This is a genomic window from Saccharothrix sp. DSM 118769, from assembly GCF_052936295.1.
Genome location: NZ_CP193627.1, coordinates 1,339,657 through 1,359,433, shown reverse-complemented (window position 1 = coordinate 1,359,433; position 19,777 = coordinate 1,339,657). Strand labels below are relative to the sequence as shown.

Here is a 19,777-nt window from a genome sequence, read left to right as displayed (position 1 = left end):
GTCGCCGACCCGATCACTCGTCGTCCTCGTCGTCGACCCCGCCGCGGTCGAACCCGCCGCCGTCGAAGTCGCTCTCGTCGTAGACGCCGGGGATGCGCCGGGCCTTCTTCGCCGCCAGGCGCTCGGACGCGCCGACCCGGTTGTTGGCCTCCAGCCGGGCGTCGGTGCCGCGACCGGTCATGGTCATGGCGATGCCGGCGGGCGTGGTCGGCTCCCAGTCGAACACCAGCTCGCCGATGGTGACCTGGCAGCCCGGCTCGGCGCCCTTCTTGACCAGCACTTCCTCCACGCCGAGGCGGTTGAGCCGGTCGGCGAGGTAGCCGACGGCCTCGTCGTTGGAGAAGTCGGTCTGCCTGATCCAGCGCTCGGGCCGCTCGCCGCGCACGATGAACCCGCCGGGCGTTTCCGGGTCCTCGATCACGGTGAAGCCCGCGTCGTCCAGGGCCCTGGGCCGCAGCACGATCCGCGTCGACTCCTGCACCGGCTTGGACGCCCGGTACTCCTCGACGACCCGGGCCAGGGCGAACGTCAGCTCGCGCAGGCCCTCGCGGCTGGCCGTGGACACCTCGAACACCGGCAGGCCGCGGGCCTCGATGTCCGGGCGGACCATCTCCGCCAGGTCCTTGGCCTCCGGGATGTCGATCTTGTTCAGCACCACCACGCGCGGCCGCTCGGCCAGGTCGTCGGCCAGCGACGGCGTGTACTTCGCGAGTTCCTGCTCCAGCGCGTCGATGTCCGACAGCGGGTCGCGGTCCTGCTCGTAGGTCGCGCAGTCCACGACGTGCACGAGCACCGCGCAGCGCTCGATGTGCCGCAGGAAGTCCAGGCCGAGGCCCTTGCCCTCGGAGGCGCCCGGGATCAGACCGGGCACGTCGGCCATGGTGAAGATGGTCTCGCCGCCGGTGATCACGCCCAGGTTCGGCACGAGCGTGGTGAACGGGTAATCGGCGATCTTCGGCTTGGCCGCGGACAGCACCGAGATCAACGACGACTTGCCCGCGGACGGGAAGCCCAGCAGGCCCACGTCGGCGACGGACTTCAGCTCCAGCACCAGGTCGTGCGACTCGCCCGGCTCGCCGAGCAGCGCGAACCCGGGGGCCTTGCGGGCCTTGGACGCCAGCGAGGCGTTGCCGAGGCCGCCGCGGCCGCCCTGGGCCGCGATCAGGCGGGTGCCCTCACCGGTGAGGTCGGCGACCAGTTCACCCTCTGGGGTGAGCACGACGGTGCCGTCGGGCACGCGCAGTTCGAGGTCGCCGCCGTTCGCGCCGTCCCGGTTGCCGCCCTGGCCGCCCTTGCCGTTGCCGGCGCTGGCGTTCGGGCGGAAGTGGAAGTCGAGCAGGGTGTGCACCTGGGAGTCGACGACCAGCACGACGTCGCCGCCCTTGCCGCCGTTGCCGCCGTCCGGACCGCCGAGCGGCTTGAACTTCTCACGGTGCACGGAGGCGACCCCGTTGCCCCCATCACCTGCGGCGACGTGGATGACGACCCGGTCGACGAAGCGGGACACGGGGATTTCCTTTCAGCAGAAGCAACGAGGGGCGGGAGCCGGAGTGCACCGGTCCCGCCCCTCGTCGGAGGTCGTACACGCGTCGCGGTCTGGCGACTGCCCTCAGGCAGCGACCTCGACCGGGACGATGTTGACGGTCTTGCGACCGCGCTTCACGCCGAACTGCACCGACCCGGGGGTCAGGGCGAACAGCGTGTCGTCCTTGCCACGACCGACGTTGACGCCGGGGTGGAACTTGGTGCCGCGCTGGCGGATCAGGATCTCGCCGGCCTTGACGACCTGACCGCCGAACCGCTTGACCCCGAGGTACTGGGGGTTCGAGTCACGGCCGTTGCGGGAGCTGGATGCACCCTTCTTGTGTGCCATGGCTAGTCAGATCCTCACTTACCGGTGATGCCGGTGACCTCGACGCGGGTCAGCTTCTGGCGGTGACCCTGGCGCTTGTGGTAGCCGGTCTTGTTCTTGAACTTGTGGATGCGGATCTTGGGACCCTTGGTCTGCTCGACGACCTTGCCGGTCACCGAGAACTTCGCCAGGGCGTCGGCGGCGGAGGTGACGTCGGACCCGTCCACCACGAGGAGCGGCGCCGCGAAGGTGATCTCGGTGTCCGGCTCGCCTTCGAGCTTCTCGACCTCGATGACGTCGCCGACAGCCACCTTGTACTGCTTGCCGCCGGTCTTGACGATTGCGTACATCGGGACGGAAGTCTCCTGCTGCTCGACGGGACGGATCGCGCGCGCCTCGACTCCACTGACGAAGAGCGGACTGGGCTTCGCGCGACAGGGTCCACCAGGAAGGCGGGCCGCGTAACAGATTACGTGGCGGTGGACAGCGAGGTCAAACCGGGGTGGTCGTGCCCGGAACGCGCTGCTCAGGGCCGGTGTCGGAGGGGCCTGGCCGGTCGGCGGAGCTGCGCGGGGGGTACCCCTGCGCGGAGGCCCCCTCGCGCATAGCCAACCACGGGGGGCCGACAGTTCCGGGGGTGTTGTGCGCGGGTGTGGACAACCCGGTCCCGGGAGGCCGGTCCACCTGGAACCGGGTTGCGGCCCGGGGCACGTCGAGGGCTGCGCGAGCGGGACCCTGCGAGCGCGACCCTGCGGCGGGGCGGCGGGGATGGGGCCGCGTGAGCAGGGTGTGCGGGCGGGACTCCGTGGGCGGGGTTGCGCGGGTCGGCCGGGCAAGGCGATGTGGGCGAGGCGGCGCGGACGAGGCGGGTCGGGCGTGGGTGGGACGTGCCCGGGGTGAGGCCGGACGGGGCACGGGGACGGCCGCGGGTGGCGGTCGTCCCCGTGCGTCCGGTCAGTTCTCCTTGACGCCCAGCGGCGGGCCGGCGGGGCGGGAGGCCGCGCGGCGGGTCGTGCGGCGACGGGTGGTCACCGCGGGGGCCGCTGCCGGCTCCTGGGAGTGGCCGTTCAGGGGCTGCTCCGACTGCTGGGCCGGAGTGGGCTCCTGGGTCTGCTGCGCCGGGACGGCCTCGACCGGGTCCTGGGTCGCCTGGGGCGGCTCAGGAGCCTGTGCGGGCTGCTCGGCGGGCACCTGCGCGGCCTGGGGCTGGGCGGGCTCGGCCTGCTCTGCCTCGGGCTGGGCGGCACCACGCCGGCCGGCACCACGCCGGCCGGCAACGGGCTGGGCGGCGCCGGGCTGGTCGGTGTCGACCTGCTCGGCGTCGGCCTGCGGGGCCGGGGCCTGTTCCTGCTGGGCCGGAGCCTGCTGGGCGGGCTCGGTCGGCGCGGCCTGGGGCTGCGACGACGGGGCCTGCTCGGCGGGTGCCTGCTCAGCGGGGGTGGCCTGGGCCGTGGCGGCTTCACCGGTGACGGCACCGGCACCGGCACCGGCGGTGCCGGTGGTCGGTTCGGTGGCGGCCGGGGTGGGCTCGTCGGCCTGGGCGTCCTCGCCGTGCTTGATCACCGCGCCGGCTTCCCGGCGGGCGCGGCGGCGCTGGCGGCGGTCGCGCTTGGTGGGTTCCGGCGCGGCCTCCTCCTCGACCACGGCGGCCGCGGCCACCGGTTCGGTCGACGCGGGCTGCTCGGCGACGGCCTCCGGCTCCTCGGCCGGCTCGACGGTCTGCTCGGCCACCGGCTCGGGGGCCTCGACGGTCTTGCCGCGGCGCGACTTGCGGCCGCCGCCCTGCTGCTGTTGCTGCTGGGGCTGGCCACCGCCGTTGCCGCCGCCGTTGCCGCCACCGCCGTTGTGCGAGTGCACGGGCTCGGTCGACATGACCACGCCACGCCCGCGGCAGTGCTCGCAGGTCGTCGAGAACGCCTCCAGCAGGCCCGTGCCGACCCGCTTGCGGGTCATCTGCACGAGGCCCAGCGACGTCACCTCCGCCACCTGGTGACGGGTGCGGTCGCGGCCCAGGCACTCGGTCAGCCGGCGCAGCACCAGGTCGCGGTTCGACTCCAGGACCATGTCGATGAAGTCGATGACGATGATGCCGCCGATGTCGCGCAGCCGGAGCTGGCGGACGATCTCCTCCGCCGCCTCCAGGTTGTTGCGCGTCACCGTCTCTTCGAGGTTTCCACCCGATCCGGTGAACTTGCCGGTGTTGACGTCGATGACGGTCATCGCCTCGGTGCGGTCGATGACCAGGTAGCCGCCGGACGGCAGCCAGACCTTGCGGTCCAGTGCCTTGAGCAGCTGCTCGTCGATGCGGTACTCGACGAACGCGTCGCTGTTGCCCACGTGGCGGCGCAGCCGTTCCTGAAGGTCGGGGGCGACGTGCCGGACGTAGCCGTCGATGGTCTCCCAGGCGTCGGCGCCCTGGACGACGAGCGACGCGAAGTCCTCGGTGAACAGGTCGCGGACGACCTTCACCAGCAGGTCGGGCTCTTCGTAGAGCAGCTGCGGGGCCTGGGCCTTCGGCGTGCTCGCCTTGTCCTTGATGACCTGCCACTGCGCCTGGAGGCGGGTGACGTCGCGGCCCAGCTCGTCCTCGGCGATGCCCTCCGAGGCGGTGCGGATGATGACGCCCGCGTCCTCAGGGACGACCCGCTTGAGGATGTCCTTGAGGCGCTTGCGCTCGTTGTCGGGCAGCTTGCGGCTGATGCCCGTCGCGCCGCCGCCCGGCACGTACACCAGGAAGCGGCCGGGCAGGCTGATCTGCGTGGTCAGCCGGGCGCCCTTGTGGCCGACCGGGTCCTTGGTGACCTGCACCAGGACGCTGTCGCCGGTGGAGAGGGCCTGCTCGATCTTGCGGGCCTTGCCCTCCAGGCCGGCCGCGTCCCAGTCGACCTCGCCCGCGTAGAGCACCGCGTTGCGGCCGCGGCCGATGTCGATGAACGCCGCCTCCATCGAGGGCAGCACGTTCTGCACCCGGCCGAGGTAGACGTTGCCGACCAGCGAGCCGCTGCCCGACGAGGTCACGAAGTGCTCGACCAGGACGCCGTCCTCCAGCACACCGATCTGGGTGCGGTCGCCGCGCTCGCGGACGACCATCGTGCGCTCGACGGCCTCGCGGCGCGCCAGGAACTCGGCCTCGGACAGCACCGGGGCACGGCGGCGGCCGGCCTCGCGGCCGTCGCGGCGGCGCTGGCGCTTGGCCTCCAGCCGGGTGGAGCCGCGGACGCTGCGCACCTCGTTCTGCGCGGCCTCGGAGTCGGCCTTGTCGTCGCGGGCGTCCCGGCTGACCTCGCGGACGTGCACGACGGTGTTCGGCGGGTCGTCCTCGTTCGGGGCGGCCTCGTCGTCCGCGCCTGCCTTGCGGCGGCGACGGCGACGGCGGCGACGGCTCGTGCCGCCGTCCTCGTCGGCCGCGTCGTCCGCGGCGTCGTCGGCCTCGGCTTCGGCCTCGGCGGGCTCGTCGGCCTGCTCGTCGTCGCCACCGGCCTCGTCGCCCACGCCCTTGCCGCGACCGCGACCGCGCCGGCCACGGCGGCGGCGGCGACGGCCCTCGCCCTCGTCACCGGCGTCGTCGGCGGCGTCGCGCTCCTCGGCGTCCTGGTCCTCGTCGTCCTCGTGGTCGTCGTCGTCCCGGCTCACCGGGGTCTCGACCACGACCGGCGTCGGCGGCAGGAACACCGCGGACGGCGGCGCGAACAGCGGCGTCAGCGGCGCCACGTCGCGGGCGACCGCGACCGGCGCCTCGGTGTGCTCGTCCACCTCGCCGGTGACGATGTCGTCCCAGTTCAGCAGGCTGTCCGCGACCTTGAGCGCCAGGTCCCGGCTCACGCTCGACTGCGCGCTGCGCACCGGTTCGCCGAGGTCGGCGAGCGCCGCCGCGACGTCCTTGCTGCTCGCGCCGAGCAGCTTCGCCAGGGCGTGCACCCTCAGCTTGGCGGGCAGGTCGCCCAGGTCCGGGTGTCCGGGTGTGGCGTTACCCCCGCCGGCGGCGCCGGCGGGCTTTTCCGTGTTCGACAATGCAGCTCCTCCGCCCCCGGGCGCGTCCCAACCGACGCGGCCGCGCAGGGGCCTCTCTTGTCCACTCACCGCCGCGGCTGGCGGCGGGAATCCTTGCCTTGCGCTGTGGCGCCCGCCCGTGGGGGCGCGCGGCACAGCAGGTCCTATAACTCCTGCTCGACGACGCCGTCAGCGCCGCTCCGGCAGTCCGGTCAGACCTCCGCCGCCCGGTCAAGGGCCAGCGGGTCGACCAGGCCGCCTTCGTCGTCGAGCCGCCCCTGCGCCATCCGGGTCGCCTTCGCGGGCACCGGCGGAACCAGGTCGGCGACGACTCGGAGCGCGCTCAGCACGTCGTCGGGTCTCACGGTAGGGGTTGTCTGCCGTACGACCGTCATGAGTATCCCACACGGTTGTGACAAATCCCCGGCATCGTGTCCCGCATCGCTCGAATGCACGCCTACCTGCGCCGACACGACGGCCGGCCGCACGTCGAGCACCTTCTTGCCGTCCTTGGTCAACCGCTCGACCTCGACGGACCCCGCGGCCATGAGCGCGGAGACCGCTTCGGCCAGGTCTTCGGGCGACACGCCGGGCAGTTCCACCCGCCACTCGCTGGCCTCGATCCGCTCGGGCAGCGTGCCGCCGGCCGACCGGACCACCTCCAGCACGTCCAGGCCGGGCGGCAGCACGGAGTCGAGCGCGGTGCGCAGGGCCTCCGGGTCGACCTCCTCCACGACCTGGACCTCGACGTACTCGGCCTCGCTCGCCACGCCGGTCGGCGCGGCACCCACCCACGACACCTTCGGGTGAGGGCTGAAGCCCTGGGAGTAGGCCATCGGCACGCCCGCCCGGCGCAGCGCGCGTTCGAACGTGCGGGCGATGTCGCGGTGTGACGTGAACCGCAACCGTCCGCGCTTGGCGTAGCGCAGCCGGAGCTTCTGCACCGGTGCGGCCGACGGGTTGGGCTGCTGCTGGCGGCTCAGTGCTGCTCCCTGGTTGCCGGGTGGACCACGGCGGGGTGGGTACCCGACGGTCCACGCTCCTACTCCGGCAGGACGGTACCGTGGACGTGCCCGGAGCCGTTGCGCTTGTCTGCTCCGGCTCACCTGGTTACCGTCGCGCGGCAGCAGTGAGTAGTGACGGATCGCCGTCGTGGCGACCGGCCGGCCCAGTCTGGAGGTCCCCCGTGCCTCTGCTCCGCCGCGTCCGAGCGGTCGCGGTCACCTCGGTGCTGCTCGCGACGGGCTGCTTCGCGGCCACCGCGGGCGCCGCGGCCGAACCGGGGCCCCAGCCGACCGCGTCCGGGTGCGTGCAGCCCGGCCCGGTGCTGCGCTACCTCGTGGTGTTCGAGCGCGGCACCAGCGAACCGCTGGCGAACGCGCAGGTCGCCGCCGCGTGCGGCACCACGACGGGGTACCACCCGCAGATCGCGGTCGCGGTCGCCGTCTCGGCCGATCCCGGTTTCACCCGCAAGATGGGCGTGGACCGGACCTACAGCGCCCAGCAGGACGGCCTGTCCCGGCGCACGGGCGCGCCGGCGCGCAAGAAGGACGACGAGGTGGGCGGCGCGCACCGGACGTCGGGTGCGGTGGACCGCACCGCCGAGCAGTGGGACATGGACCTGATCCGGGCCGCCGAGGCGCACGCGGTGAGCACCGGCAGCCGGGACGTGGTGGTCGGCGTGCTCGACTCGGGCATCGACCCGGCGCACCCCGACCTGGTGGGCGCGCTCGACCCGGCGCTGTCCGCGGGCTGCACGACCGGCGTGGCCGACCCGGCGCAGGCGGCGTGGTCGCCGTCGACGTCCGCGCACGGCACGCACGTGGCGGGCACCATCGCGGCGGCCGACGACGGCCTGGGCACCACGGGGGTCGCGCCGGGCGTGCGGATCGCCTCGGTGAAGGTCGTGGACGACGACGGGTTCATCTACCCCGAGTACGCGGTGTGCGGGTTCATGTGGGCCGCGGAGCGCGGCATGACGATCACCAACAACAGCTACTTCATCGACCCGTGGGTGTTCACCTGCCAGAACAAGGTGGGCCAGTCCGTGGTGTACGAGGCGGTGCGGCGGGCGGTGGAGCACGCGACCGCGCGCGGCGTGCTGACGGTGGCCGCGGCGGGCAACGGGGCGGCCGACCTGACCAAACCGGCCCTGGACGCGCTGAGCCCGACCAACGCGGCGCCCGAGGACGTGCGGCCCCAGCCGGTGGACAACACGTGCCTGGTGCTGCCCGCGCAGCTGCGCAACGTGGTGGCGGTGTCGTCGATCGGCGCGGAGAAGGTGAAGGCCGGGTACAGCTCGTACGGGCTGGGCGCGGTCGACGTGACGGCTCCAGGCGGCGACCGCAAGCAGGAGCCCGACGACGCCCGGAACGGGTGCGTGCTGTCCACCGTGCCGTCCGGGTACGACTACTCGTGCGGCACGTCGATGGCCGCGCCGCACGTGGCCGGGGTGGCGGCGCTGCTGGCGTCCACGCACCCGGAGGCCGGGGCGCCGGAGCTGTCGCGGATGCTCAACGCGCAGGCCGAGACGCTGCCCTGCCCCGCCGACTACGACCTCAACGGCACCGGCGTGCAGGACGCGTTCTGCACGGGCTACTCGGAGTACAACGGCTTCTACGGCCACGGCGTGGTCGACGCGCTGGCCGCCGTCCGGGAGTAGCCGCCCGCGAACGGAACCGCCCGCGAACAGAGCCGCGGAATGGCACCGGCCAATTCGACGACAATGCACCCGACGGCCCGCCGAATTGGTGACGGGGCCTTTCAGTTCCGCTCGGCCAAGGCGCGGCGCAGGATCTTCATCGCGTGGTAGACCCGCGACTTGACGGTGCTCTCCGGAATACCCAGGGCACGAGCCGCCTCACGCACCGTGCGCCCGCGCACGTAGGTCTCGAAAATGGCCTCGCGGTGCTCTTCGCCGAGTTCGCGCATGACGTCGGCGAGCACCTCCTTCGACACCCCGACCTCCTGGAGTACGAACGCGGCGGGGGGAAAAGAGCGTGCCGCGAACTTACTACAACACGTTTCGGAAATGCCTGTGATCCAGATCACCTAGGCGTGGTTGAACCTTCTCCGAACCGGTGCGCGCCGTGGTCACGGCACCATTCACGAGGTCTTCCGGCGGACGTCAGGGCCGGGTCAGCGCCGGGTTGCGCACCGGCGACCCCTTGCCGACCGGCGAGATCGGCAGCAGCGTGCGCCCGGTCGGCCCGACCTCGATGTCCGTCCCCATCGCGGGGCACACGCCGCAGTCGAAGCACGGCGTCCAGCGGCAGTCGTCCTGCTCCCGCTCGTCCAGCGCGTCCTGCCAGTCGGCCCAGAGCCACTCCTTGTCGAGCCCCGAGTCGAGGTGGTCCCAGGGCAGGACCTCCAGCTCCTCGCGCTCACGGGTGGTGAACCAGGCCAGGTCCACGCCCAGCGGCTCCAGCTCGGCCGCGGCGGCGCTCACCCAGCGGTCATAGGAGAAGTGCTCGGACCAGCCGTCGAAGCGACCGCCCTCGCGCCACACCCGCTCGATGACGTGGCCGAGGCGCCGGTCGCCGCGCGACAGCAGCCCTTCGATCAGGGACGGCTTGCCGTCGTGGTAGCGCATGCCGATGTTGCGGCCCAGCGCCCGGTCGGAGTTGACCGCGTCGCGCAGCTTGCGCAGCCGGTCGTCCACGGTCGCCGGGTCGCACTGCGCGGCCCACTGGAACGGGGTGTGCGGCTTGGGCACGAACCCGCCGATGGAGATGGTGCAGCGGATGTCCTTGCGGCCCGACACCTCGCGGCCCGCGCGGATGACGTTCTTGGCCATCTCCGCGATCTGGAGCACGTCGTCGTCGGTCTCGGTGGGCAGGCCGCACATGAAGTACAGCTTCACCTGCCGCCAGCCCGCGCCGAACGCCGCGCTGACCGTGCGGATCAGGTCCTCCTCCGACACCATCTTGTTGATGACGCGGCGGATGCGCTCGCTGCCGCCCTCGGGCGCGAACGTGAGGCCCGAGCGGCGGCCGTTGCGGGACAGCTCGTTGGCCAGGTCGATGTTGAACGCGTCCACCCGCGTCGACGGCAGCGACAGGCTGGTGTTGGTGCCCTCGTAGCGGTCCGCGAGGCCCTTGGTGACCTCGGCGATCTCGGAGTGGTCGGCGCTGGACAGCGACAGCAGGCCGACCTCCTCGAAGCCGGTGGCCTCCAGGCCGCGCTGCACCATGGCGCCGATGCCCTCGATGGACCGCTCGCGCACCGGGCGGGTGATCATGCCCGCCTGGCAGAACCGGCAGCCGCGCGTGCAGCCGCGGAAGATCTCCACGCTCATCCGCTCGTGGACGCTCTCCGCGAGCGGCACCAGCGGCTGCTTCGGGTACGGCCACGCGTCGAGGTCCATCGTGGTGCGCTTGAACACCCGGTACGGCACGCGCTCGCGGTTGGGCACGACGCGCTGGATGCGGCCGTCGGGCAGGTACTCGACGTCGTAGAACCGCGGCACGTACACGCCGCCGGTCTCGGCGAGCCTGGTCAGCACCTCGTCGCGCCCACCGGGGCGCCCCTCGGCCTTCCAGCGCCGGACGATGTCGGTGATCTCCAGGACGGCTTCCTCGCCGTCGCCGAGGACCGCCGCGTCGACGAACGCGGAGATCGGCTCCGGGTTGAACGCCGCGTGCCCGCCGGCCACCACGATCGGGTGGTCCTCGGTGCGGTCGGCGGCGTGCAGCGGGATGCCGGCCAGGTCGAGCGCGTTGAGCAGGTTCGTGTAGCCCAGCTCGGTGGCGAAGCTGACGCCGAACAGGTCGAACGCGCCGACCGGGCGGTGCCCGTCGACGGTGAACTGCGGCACGCCGTGCTCGCGCATGAGCGCCTCCAGGTCGGGCCACACCGCGTAGGTGCGCTCGGCCAGCACGTCCGGCTGCTCGTTGAGGACCTCGTACAGGATCATGACGCCCTGGTTGGGCAGCCCGACCTCGTAGGCGTCCGGGTACATCAGGGCCCACCGCACGGCGGCGGCGTCCCAGTCCTTGAGGGTCGCGTTGAGCTCCCCGCCGACGTACTGGACCGGCTTGGACACCCGGGGCAGGAGGGGCTCCAGGGCGGGGAATACCGACTCGACGCTCACCGCCCCAGGGTAACGGCAGCGCCGGCGGTGCCCGGAACAGCGGTCGGGGGACGCCCCGGTCGGGGGCGGGTCAGGTGAGCAGCAGCCGGCCGAGCCGCCGGGCGGCGACGACCACCCCGACCACCGCCATCACCACGAAGTAGGCGGCGTGCCCGAGGGCGTCCCAGCCCACGTAACCGGTGGTCAGGCCCCTGGTCAGCTCGATCGCGTGGTACAGCGGCGTGCACCGCACGACCGCCTGCAACCAGCCCGGGTACACCGACAGCGGGTAGAACGTGGCCGAGAACAGGAACAGCGGCAGCACGGCCAGCTGCACCAGGTCGAAGTCCTGCCAGGAGCGCATGAACGTGGCCGCCGCCATGCCGACCGCGGCGAACGCGACCGCCACCAGCAGGCACACCGGCAGCGCCAGCAGCGCCCACCACGAGTCGATCAGCCCGAAGCCGAGCATCACGGCGAGGAACCCGCCCGAGTACAGGCCGCCGCGGATCAGGCACCACGCGGCCTCGCCGACCGCGATGTCGACCGGCCCCATCGGGGTGGCCAGCACGGCGTCGTAGACCTTGGCGTACTTGAACTTGAAGAACAGGTTGAACGTGGCGTCGAACACCGCGCCGTTCATCGCCGACGCCGCGAGCAGGGCGGGCGCCACGAACGCCGGGTAGGCGATCGGCCCGCCCGGCCCCTGCACGGCGGCGACGAGCTGCCCGAAGCCGAAGCCGAGGGAGAGCAGGAAGAACAGCGGCTCGAAGAACCCCGACACGACGGACAGCCAGGCGCGCCGGTTGACCAGGTAGGAGCGCTCGACGAGGACGTGCGGGCGGCCCGCGTACAGGCCCGGCGGGACCACCCGGAACAGCAGGCCGCCGGGTGCGCGGCCGGTGGTGGTGGCGGTCACGGCGCGAGCCTCCGGTCGAAGTAGCGGCGGCCCAGCACCGCGCCGACGACCACCAGGGCGGCCAGGTAGGCGACGTGGCCGAGGGCGGGCAGGACGCCGAGCGTGCCGAACGCGGCGCCGCGCGCCAGTTCGATGCCGTGCCACACCGGCGTGGCCCACGCGAGCGGGTGCAGCCAGGCGGGCAGCTGGTCGAGGGGGAAGAACGCGCCGGTGAACAGGGTCATCGGCATCAGCACGAACCGGTAGAGGCCGTTGAACGCGTCCGGTTTCTTCCGGGTCGCGGTGAACGCGACGACGGGCGCGCTGAACGCCATGCCCGCGAGCACCGACGCCGGCACCGCCCACAGCGCGCCCGGCCCGGTCACGGCGCCGAGCGCGGCGGCGACGAGCAGGAACACCAGGGTGCTCGCGAACAGGCGCAGCGCGTTCCACAGCAGCCGGCCGTGCAGGACCTGGGCGGGGCTGATGGGGGTGGAGACGATGCCGAGGTAGGTCTGCTGCCACTTGAACGCCGAGAACACCGCCCAGGTGGACTCGAACATGGCGTTCTGGGTGGCGGTGAGCACCAGCAGCGCGGGCGCCAGGTACACGACGTAGGCGTGGCCGCCGGTGGCCGGTCCGGCCTGCACCTGCGAGCCGAAGCCGACGCCCATGGCCAGCAGGAACAGCACCGGCTGGAGGAAGTTCGTGATCACCGTGGCGCGCCAGTTGCGGCGGTACCACGCCCAGTGGCCCTCGACGGTGAGGAGCGCGGCCCGCAGCGGGCCGACCGCGTGCGCCGCCATCAGTCGACCAGCGTCCGGCCGGTGAGCCGGAGGAACACGTCCTCCAGGCCCGCGCGGCGCACCAGGGTCGACACCGGCCGCACGCCCCGCGCGTGGACCGCGGCCAGCGCCGCCTCGCCGTCGTCGGCGTAGACCAGCACCCGGTCCGGCAGCACCTCGACCCGTTGCCCCAGGTCGCGCACGCCGTCCGTGCTCTGCTCGCCGGGCGGGAAGCGCAGCTCCAGCACCTCGCGGGTGGAGTAGCGGCGGATCAGCTCGGCCGGCGAGCCCTCGGCGGCGACCAGGCCGCCGTCCATCACCACCAGCCGGTCGCACAGCTGCTCGGCCTCGTCCATGTAATGGGTGGTGATGATGAGCGTGACGCCGGACTGCTTGAGCCGGAACAGCCGGTCCCACAGCAGGTGGCGGGCCTGCGGGTCCAGGCCGGTGGTGGGTTCGTCGAGCAGCAGCAGCTCCGGGTCGTTGACCAGGGAGCGGGCGATGGTGAGCCGCCGCTTCATGCCGCCCGACAGCGGCTCCACCTCGGCCTCGGCGCGGTCGGTGAGCTGGGCGAACTCCATCAGCTCCACCGCCTTGGCGCGCACCGCGGCCCGGCTGAGCCCGAAGTAGCGGCCGTAGACCTCCAGGTTCTGCCGGACGGTCAGCTCGGTGTCCAGGTTGTCCTGCTGGGGGACGACGCCGAGCCGGGCCCGGATGCGCGGCCCCTCGGTCCCGGGGTCCATGCCGAGGACGGTGAGGTCGCCGCCGGAGCGCGGGGACACGCACGCGATCATCCGCATGGTGGAGGACTTGCCCGCGCCGTTGGGGCCGAGGAACCCGAACGCCTCCCCCGGTCTGACCTCCACGTCGATGCCGCGCACGGCCTCGAACGCGCCGAACCGCTTGGTGAGTGCCTTGGCTTCGACGAGGGGCGTCACGTGGATCACGGTAGCGGCGGGGCCCGACAACCCAGGGGTGGTTTTCCGCCCGCCCGACACCCCGCCCGACACCCCGCCCGCCCGACACCCGTTCCCCGGACGCGCGAACGGCCCGGCGCCACGAGGGTGCCGGGCCGTTCGGGTGCGTCGGCTCAGAGGTTCGGGAACCAGAGCTTGATCTCGCGCTCGGCCGACTCCGGCGAGTCCGAGCCGTGGACCAGGTTGAACTGGACCTCCAGGCCGAAGTCGCCGCGGATCGTGCCGGGGGTGGCCTTCTCGACCGGGTCGGTGCCGCCGGCCAGCTGGCGGAACGCGGGGATGGCGCGGGTGCCCTCCACCACCAGCGCGACCAGCGGGCCGCCGGTGATGAACTCGACCAGGTCGCCGAAGAACGGCTTGCCGTCGTGCTCGGCGTAGTGCTGCTCGGCGGTCGCGCGGTCCACGGTGCGCAGTTCGAGGGCGGCCAGCTTCAGGCCCTTGCGCTCGATGCGGGAGATGACCTCGCCGACCAGGCCGCGGCTGACGCCGTCGGGCTTGACCAGGACCAGGGTGCGCTCGCTCACGGCGGTCGGTACTCCTTCGTACGGGTGGTGGTGCGACTGGGGTCCAGGGTAACGGTGGGCGCGGCACCGCCCACCGTGACCGCCGTGAACTCCCGTTCGGGGAGGGGCGGGGGCGGGCGGTGCCGCTCGGGTCGTCACCGGGTCAGGACCACCACCGAGCGGGCCGGGACGGTGACCGCGCCGTCGGCGACGGTGGCCCGGTCGGACGACAGCGGGTGGTCGCGCCAGTCGCCCGCGACGGCGGCGGACTTCGCCACCGGGTACGGGTTGACGACGACCAGCACGCCGTCCAGCGCCGGGTCGGCGTCCGGGCCGGCCGTGTCGTCCAGGTGCGCGACGACCAGGCCGGGCTCGGCGGCCGGGAACGACAGCTTCCGCTGCACGAGCGCCGCGTCGTTCAGGCTGAACAGCGGGGACGACTTGCGGATGCGCAGCAGTTCCAGGGTGTTGTCCACGGCCGTGCGCATGTCCGCCGGCGACGGCTTGAGCGCGGGGTCGGCGAGCAGCGGCGCGGCGTACGGCCACTTGTCCCGGTTGTCGGCGGCCGGCGGGAGGCCGCGGCCGAAGCCGTTGTCGCGCAACGACGGGTCGTAGCGGTTGAACCAGTCGCCCGAGTCGTAGCTGTTGCGGTCCAGCGACTTCGAGCGGAGGAACTCCGCCCCGGCGTGCAGGAACGGCTGGCCCTGCCCGAGCAGCACGGGCGCCAGCGCCACCTTCTGCATCCGCACCCGGTCCGCCGGCGACGTGCCGGCGGGCAGCTTGAACGCCTGCGCGTCGTGCAGCGTCTCGTTGTCGTGCGCGTCGACGTACGTGATCACGTCCGCCGGTCCGCCCGCGTACCCGGCGGGCGAGCCGTTGTAGGTGACGTCCCGGCCGCTGACCACGCCGCCGGAGGTCGACTCGAACCGGTAGGACGCGGCGTTGCCCGCCATGCCCAGCTTCACCAGGTCGGTGTAGTTGACCAGGCGCGCGGCGACGTCGCCGTTGGCCGGGGAGTCGTTGAGGTCGCCCGCGAGGCCCGAGCCGAGGCCCTGCACGCGCGGGTCCTCGTCGAACGGCCCGCCGCCGCGCACGGCGTCGCGCAGCCGGTCGCTGAACGTGCCGATGCCGGTGCCCGCCATGTTCGCCTGGGTGGCCTGCTCGAACCGGGCGTCGCCGGCGACCTCGCCGAAGTCCCAGCCCTCGCCGTAGATCCGGAGGTTCCGGCCGTCGACGCCGTCGCGCTCGACGGTGAGGGCGTCCAGGGCGGCCCGCACGGCGAGGACGTTGGCCTTGGGGTGGTGGCCCATCAGGTCGAACCGGAAGCCGTCGACCTTGTAGAGCTTCGCCCAGCGCACCGCGGAGTCCACGACGAGCTTGCCCATCATGGCGTTCTCGGTGGCGGTGTTGGCGCAGCACGTGGAGTCGGCGACGGTGCCGTCGAGGTTCAGCCGTTGGTAGTAACCCGGCACCACCTTGTCGAGCACCGACGTCGGGGCGTCGCCGGCGGCGGCGGTGTGGTTGTAGACCACGTCCACCACCACGCGGTTGCCGTTGGCGTGCAACGACTTCACCATCTCGCGGTACTGCCTGGAGCGCGCCCACCCGTCCTGCGCGTCGTCGGTGGCGTAGGAGCCCTCGGGGACGTCGTAGTGGAACGGGTCGTAGCCCCAGTTGAAGCCGTCCCGCGCCGCCGCGGCGGTCGTGCAGGTCTGCTGCTCCTCGGACGCCGGGGGCGGCGCGCCCAGGTCGCAGTCGGGTCGCCGCTGGTCGGCGCGCTTCTCGGGGATGGTGGCGATGTCGAACGTGGGCAGCAGGTGCACGGTGTCCAGCCCGGCCCCGGCGAGCTGCCGCAGGTGGGTCATGCCGGTGGACGAGCGGTGCGTGAACGCCTTGTACGTGCCCCGGTCCGCGGCGGGCACGGACTCGTCGCCGATGGAGAAGTCGCGCACGTGCAGCTCGGTGACGCCGTGCTCGGTGGGGTCCTCGCCCAGGCCGCGCGCCACCTCCGACGCCCAGCCGTCGGGCATCGTCCGGGCGTCGCCCAGGTCGGCGAACTGCGAGTGCGTCGAGTCCACCGCGAGGGCCACCGAGTACGGGTCGGTCACGCTGACCGTGCGCCCGGCGACCGTCACCTCGTACAGGTAGTACCGGTCCTCCCACTCCCCGGACGCCGACCACGAGCCCGAGGCGTCGTCGCGCACCAGGTCCACGGTCCGCACGGGGTCGCCGGAGGGCCGGTCGTAGAGCTTGAGCCTCACCGAGGACGCGGTGGGCGCCCACAGGCGGGTCGTGACGGTGGACCCGTCGAACGTCGGCCCGTAGGTCAGCGCGGTCGCGGCGGCGGCGTACCGGTCGTCGAGCACGCCCGCGACCTGCACGCCGGTGCGGTGGCGCAGGTTGCCGCCGGAGTCGACGTGCACGGCGGACAGCTTCCCGCGCAGCGCCTCGTCCACCCGGTCGGTGTCGCGGACGCGGAACACCGGTTTGCCACCCAGGTGCGGGAACTTCCCCGGGACGGCCTCGGTCGACGGGTCGAGGCGCAGCACCTTGCCGTCGTACTCGACCCGGTAGCCGTCGGAGGCGACGACCGGCACGTCCCACACGACCAGGTCCTTCGTCACCCAGATCGCCTTGGCCCTGGTGAGGTCGTCGTCCACGGCCTCACCGCCCGAGGGCGGCAGCACGTAGGAGATCGAGCCGTCGGCCTTGGTCGAGCCGGACGCGTACCAGACCTCGTGCCCGGTGCCCGCGACGTCGAGGAACTGGTCGGGACCCGGGTCCTTCGCGTCACCCTTGTGGATGATGTTGCTCAGGCCCGGCGCGCCGGGTTCCAGCGGGACCGACCAGTACGCGCCGAAGCCGTCCGCGCCGTCCGGCACGCGCGACTGGTTCCAGCCGGGGCTCGGTTCGAGCGACCCCGTCCAGTGGTAGAGCGTCCAGTCGGCGTAGTCGCCGTCGGGCCGGTGGTAGTGGATGACGGCCCGGTTCTCGGCCGCGGCGAGGCTCGCGTGCACCTTCCCGCCGGCGACCCACGCGTGACCGGCGGTGCGGCCGGTGGCCTCGACGGCACCGCCGCGCACCACGGAGAACTCGACCGGGGACGTGGTCGGGACCGTCGCCACTCCCCCGGTGAACGGGTGGTCCGTCGCGCCGACCCGCGCGACCAGGCCCGTCGCGTCACCGGTGTGGGTGATGACGGCGCGGCCGGTGGCGGCGACCTCGGTGGCGTGCACCTCGGACCGCCCCTGCGCGAGCCACACCTGCGGCGTCGCGCCCGGGTCGACGAACCGGTCGCCGTCGGTGTCCTTCTCGTCGCCCTTGTGCGCGATCAGCCCGACCGAGCGGGCGCCCGGCTTCAGCTTCACCCACGCGAACCGGCCGTACGGGGTCTCCCCCGCGAACGGCAGCGGCGCGTCCCACGTCGGGGCGCTCTCCACGTCGCCCCACACGTGCAGGCCCCAGCCCGCGTAGTCGCCCGCGGGGCGGTTGTAGTGCACGACCAGCCAGTCCGAGGACGCCGCGCCCGGCGGCTCCACCGGCGGCGCGGCGACCAGGCCGACCCGCGCGCCGTCCGCGCCGAGCGAGCCCCGCGCGTCCTTCGCGACGACCCTGACCTCGACGTCCTTCCCGACCGCCGCGCCCGGCAGGGACGCCAGGTCGGCGAACACCCGGTACGGCGCGGCGTCGTCGGTGCCCAGCACCTGCCAGTCGCGCTCGCCCGCGACCCGCGCGGCGAACGTGGCCTGCGCGTACGGCGAGGTCACGCCGTCGGCGCGCAGCTCGACCCGGTCGTCCAGCACGGTGCCGGCCGGCGGCACGACCAGCGTGGGCGTGGGGACGGCGGCGCGCAGCGTGCCCGTGCCCTTGAGCACGAGGGCGGACAGCGCGGGCACCGTCACGGCGACCTTGCCGTTCCGCGCGTTCACCTGCGACCCGGCCGACGGCCACACCGGCCGGTAGCCGGAGCCGGACGCGGGGACCTCGACGGTGGCGGGCGCGGTGCCCGCGTTGGCGACCACGAGGTGCTCGACCTGCCGGTCGCGGGCCGTGCGGCTGAACGCCAGCACGTCGCCCTGCGCGAGGCGCAGCGCCTGGTTGCCGTCGCGCCACACCGGGTCCGAGTCGACGAACCGCGCCAACGCCTTGAGCTGCCGGTAGAGCGGGTGGTCGGTGCGGAAGTTGTCCACCGCGCCGGTCCGGTCGCTGCCGATGAGCTGCTCGGCGGCGTAGTCGGGGGTCGACGAGGCGAACATGTCCTGCCGGGCGTCCTTGTCGCCGCCCGCGCCCGCGAAGCCCTGCTCGTCGCCGTAGTAGACGACCGGGTTGCCGCGCCACAGGTACATCAGGGCGTTGCCCAGCTCCAGCCGGTCCAGCAGCTCCGCCTCGGACGCGCCGGGCCGCTTCTCGCCGATCATCCACGCGATGCGGCCCATGTCGTGGTTGCCCAGGAACGTGGGCAGCGAGGAGGCGTTCGAGTCGGCGTCGGTGTAGCGGTCGTCGTCGACCAGCACCTCGGCGAGCCGCGCCGCGCCACCACCGGACAGGAACGTCGCCGCGCCGCTCTGGAACGGGAAGTCCAGCGTCGCCTGCATCCGCCCCTCGGTGGTGTAGCGCGAGGTGAACGCGGGGTCGGCGTCGAAGACCTCGCCGAAGACGAAGAAGTCCCGCTTGCCGCGCACCTCCGCGTACCGCTTCACGTGCGGCGCGAGGGCCTGCCAGAACTCCATGTTGACGTGCTTGACGGTGTCGACGCGGTAGCCGTCGATGCCGAGCGTGTCGATCCAGCTGGTGAAGATCCGCTTCATGCCCTTGACGACCGTCGGGTGCTCGGTCATCAGGTCGTCGAGGCCGTGGAAGTCGCCGTACTCGGCGGACTCGCCGCTGAACGTCGAGTCGCCCCGGTTGTGGTACAGCTGCGGGTCGTTCAGCCACGCCGGGGTCTTCTCGCCCCGCACCACCGGCGTGTAGGGCCCGGTGAGCCTCGGGAAGTCCTCCCGGCCCGCGATGGCGGCGATGTCGACCGGGTTGCCCCGCTCGTCCAGGTACGGCTCGGCGCCCGTGCTGACGTAGTCGTACTCGCCCTCGGCGTGCCCGATGAGGTCGGCGGTGTGGTTCGCGACGATGTCGAAGAACACCTTGATGCCGCGCCGGTGGGCGTCCTGGATGAGCCGCCGCATGTCGTTGGTCGTGCCGAAGTGCGGGTCGAGCCGCGTGAAGTCGGTGGTCCAGTAGCCGTGGTAGCCGGCCGAGACGTCGACGCCGGAGCCCTGCACCCACCGGTTGCGGAACATCGGGGTCATCCAGATCGCGGTGATCCCCATGTCGTCCAGGTAGTCGATCCTGTCGCGCAGGCCCTTGAGGTCGCCGCCGTGGTAGAAGCCCTTGTCGGCGGGGTCGAAGCCGGTGACGAGCCGGTCGGTCCCGCTGCCGCCGCCCCGGTCGTTGCGCGGGTCGCCGTTGGCGAACCGGTCGGGCATCACGAAGTAGAACCGCTCCCCCGCCAGGTCCTCGCGCAGGGCGTCCCGGGCCAGCGACCGGTCCCCCGGGCGGGCGCCGGGCGCGACGTCGACGACCGAGCCGACGGCGAGCCGCCCGGTGGACGGCGCGGCGACCGCGGGTGGTGGTGCGAACGGCACAACGGCCAGGGCGATGAGCGCGGCGACGGCCCGACGCATCGCGACCTCCTTGTCGCAAGTTC

The 19,777-nt window shown here is 73.0% G+C and carries 13 protein-coding genes; 1 reads left to right on the top strand and 12 read right to left on the bottom strand.

Features of this window, described 5'->3' with window-relative positions:
• Window positions 1-13: 13 nt before the first annotated feature.
• The 5 genes from obgE to ACRAKJ_RS06450 all read right to left on the bottom strand — a co-directional run bounded on the left by obgE (window position 14) and on the right by ACRAKJ_RS06450 (window position 6,786).
• Window positions 14-1,507 (bottom strand): GTPase ObgE, encoded by a 1,494-nt coding sequence (gene obgE / locus ACRAKJ_RS06470; protein WP_438919210.1) that lies wholly within the window; start codon window positions 1,505-1,507, stop codon window positions 14-16.
• Between the two features lie 102 nt (window positions 1,508-1,609).
• Complete coding sequence (gene rpmA, locus ACRAKJ_RS06465; RefSeq protein ID WP_306747174.1) at window positions 1,610-1,873, bottom strand: 50S ribosomal protein L27; 264 nt, start codon at window positions 1,871-1,873, stop codon at window positions 1,610-1,612.
• A 14-nt stretch (window positions 1,874-1,887) separates the two neighbouring features.
• Window positions 1,888-2,202 carry a 50S ribosomal protein L21 gene (rplU, locus tag ACRAKJ_RS06460; RefSeq protein WP_438919211.1) on the bottom strand — a complete coding sequence of 105 codons (315 nt, stop codon included), beginning with the start codon at window positions 2,200-2,202 and terminating at the stop codon, window positions 1,888-1,890.
• 604 nt (window positions 2,203-2,806) lie between these two features.
• Complete coding sequence (locus tag ACRAKJ_RS06455; protein WP_438919212.1) at window positions 2,807-5,863, bottom strand: translation initiation factor IF-2 N-terminal domain-containing protein; 3,057 nt, start codon at window positions 5,861-5,863, stop codon at window positions 2,807-2,809.
• A gap of 191 nt (window positions 5,864-6,054) precedes the next feature.
• Window positions 6,055-6,786: a TIGR03936 family radical SAM-associated protein gene (locus tag ACRAKJ_RS06450; RefSeq protein WP_438919213.1), complete on the bottom strand. Its 732-nt coding sequence runs from the start codon at window positions 6,784-6,786 to the stop codon at window positions 6,055-6,057.
• 242 nt (window positions 6,787-7,028) lie between these two features.
• On the opposite strand from ACRAKJ_RS06450, the gene ACRAKJ_RS06445 reads away from it, so the two are divergent.
• The gene (locus ACRAKJ_RS06445) at window positions 7,029-8,504 is read left to right on the top strand and encodes a S8 family serine peptidase (protein ID WP_438919214.1); all 1,476 of its coding nucleotides are present in this window, start codon (window positions 7,029-7,031) and stop codon (window positions 8,502-8,504) included.
• A gap of 101 nt (window positions 8,505-8,605) precedes the next feature.
• Here ACRAKJ_RS06445 and ACRAKJ_RS06440 read toward each other — a convergent pair whose 3' ends face one another.
• The 7 genes from ACRAKJ_RS06440 to pulA form a co-directional block, all read right to left on the bottom strand.
• Window positions 8,606-8,800: a sigma factor-like helix-turn-helix DNA-binding protein gene (locus ACRAKJ_RS06440; protein ID WP_438919215.1), complete on the bottom strand. Its 195-nt coding sequence runs from the start codon at window positions 8,798-8,800 to the stop codon at window positions 8,606-8,608.
• A gap of 169 nt (window positions 8,801-8,969) precedes the next feature.
• Complete coding sequence (locus ACRAKJ_RS06435) at window positions 8,970-10,934, bottom strand: TIGR03960 family B12-binding radical SAM protein (protein WP_438919216.1); 1,965 nt, start codon at window positions 10,932-10,934, stop codon at window positions 8,970-8,972.
• Between the two features lie 70 nt (window positions 10,935-11,004).
• Window positions 11,005-11,832 carry an ABC transporter permease gene (locus tag ACRAKJ_RS06430; RefSeq protein WP_438919217.1) on the bottom strand — a complete coding sequence of 276 codons (828 nt, stop codon included), beginning with the start codon at window positions 11,830-11,832 and terminating at the stop codon, window positions 11,005-11,007.
• Window positions 11,829-12,617, bottom strand: coding sequence for an ABC transporter permease (locus tag ACRAKJ_RS06425; RefSeq protein WP_438919218.1), 789 nt, complete (start codon window positions 12,615-12,617; stop codon window positions 11,829-11,831). Before ACRAKJ_RS06425 ends, ACRAKJ_RS06430 begins: the two co-directional genes overlap by 4 nt.
• On the bottom strand, window positions 12,617-13,534 hold the full coding sequence (locus ACRAKJ_RS06420) for an ATP-binding cassette domain-containing protein (RefSeq protein ID WP_438919219.1): 918 nt from the start codon (window positions 13,532-13,534) through the stop codon (window positions 12,617-12,619). Before ACRAKJ_RS06420 ends, ACRAKJ_RS06425 begins: the two co-directional genes overlap by 1 nt.
• A gap of 152 nt (window positions 13,535-13,686) precedes the next feature.
• Window positions 13,687-14,097, bottom strand: coding sequence for a nucleoside-diphosphate kinase (gene ndk / locus ACRAKJ_RS06415; protein WP_438919220.1), 411 nt, complete (start codon window positions 14,095-14,097; stop codon window positions 13,687-13,689).
• 134 nt (window positions 14,098-14,231) lie between these two features.
• Window positions 14,232-19,754: a pullulanase-type alpha-1,6-glucosidase gene (gene pulA, locus ACRAKJ_RS06410; RefSeq protein WP_438919221.1), complete on the bottom strand. Its 5,523-nt coding sequence runs from the start codon at window positions 19,752-19,754 to the stop codon at window positions 14,232-14,234.
• Window positions 19,755-19,777 lie beyond the last annotated feature (23 nt).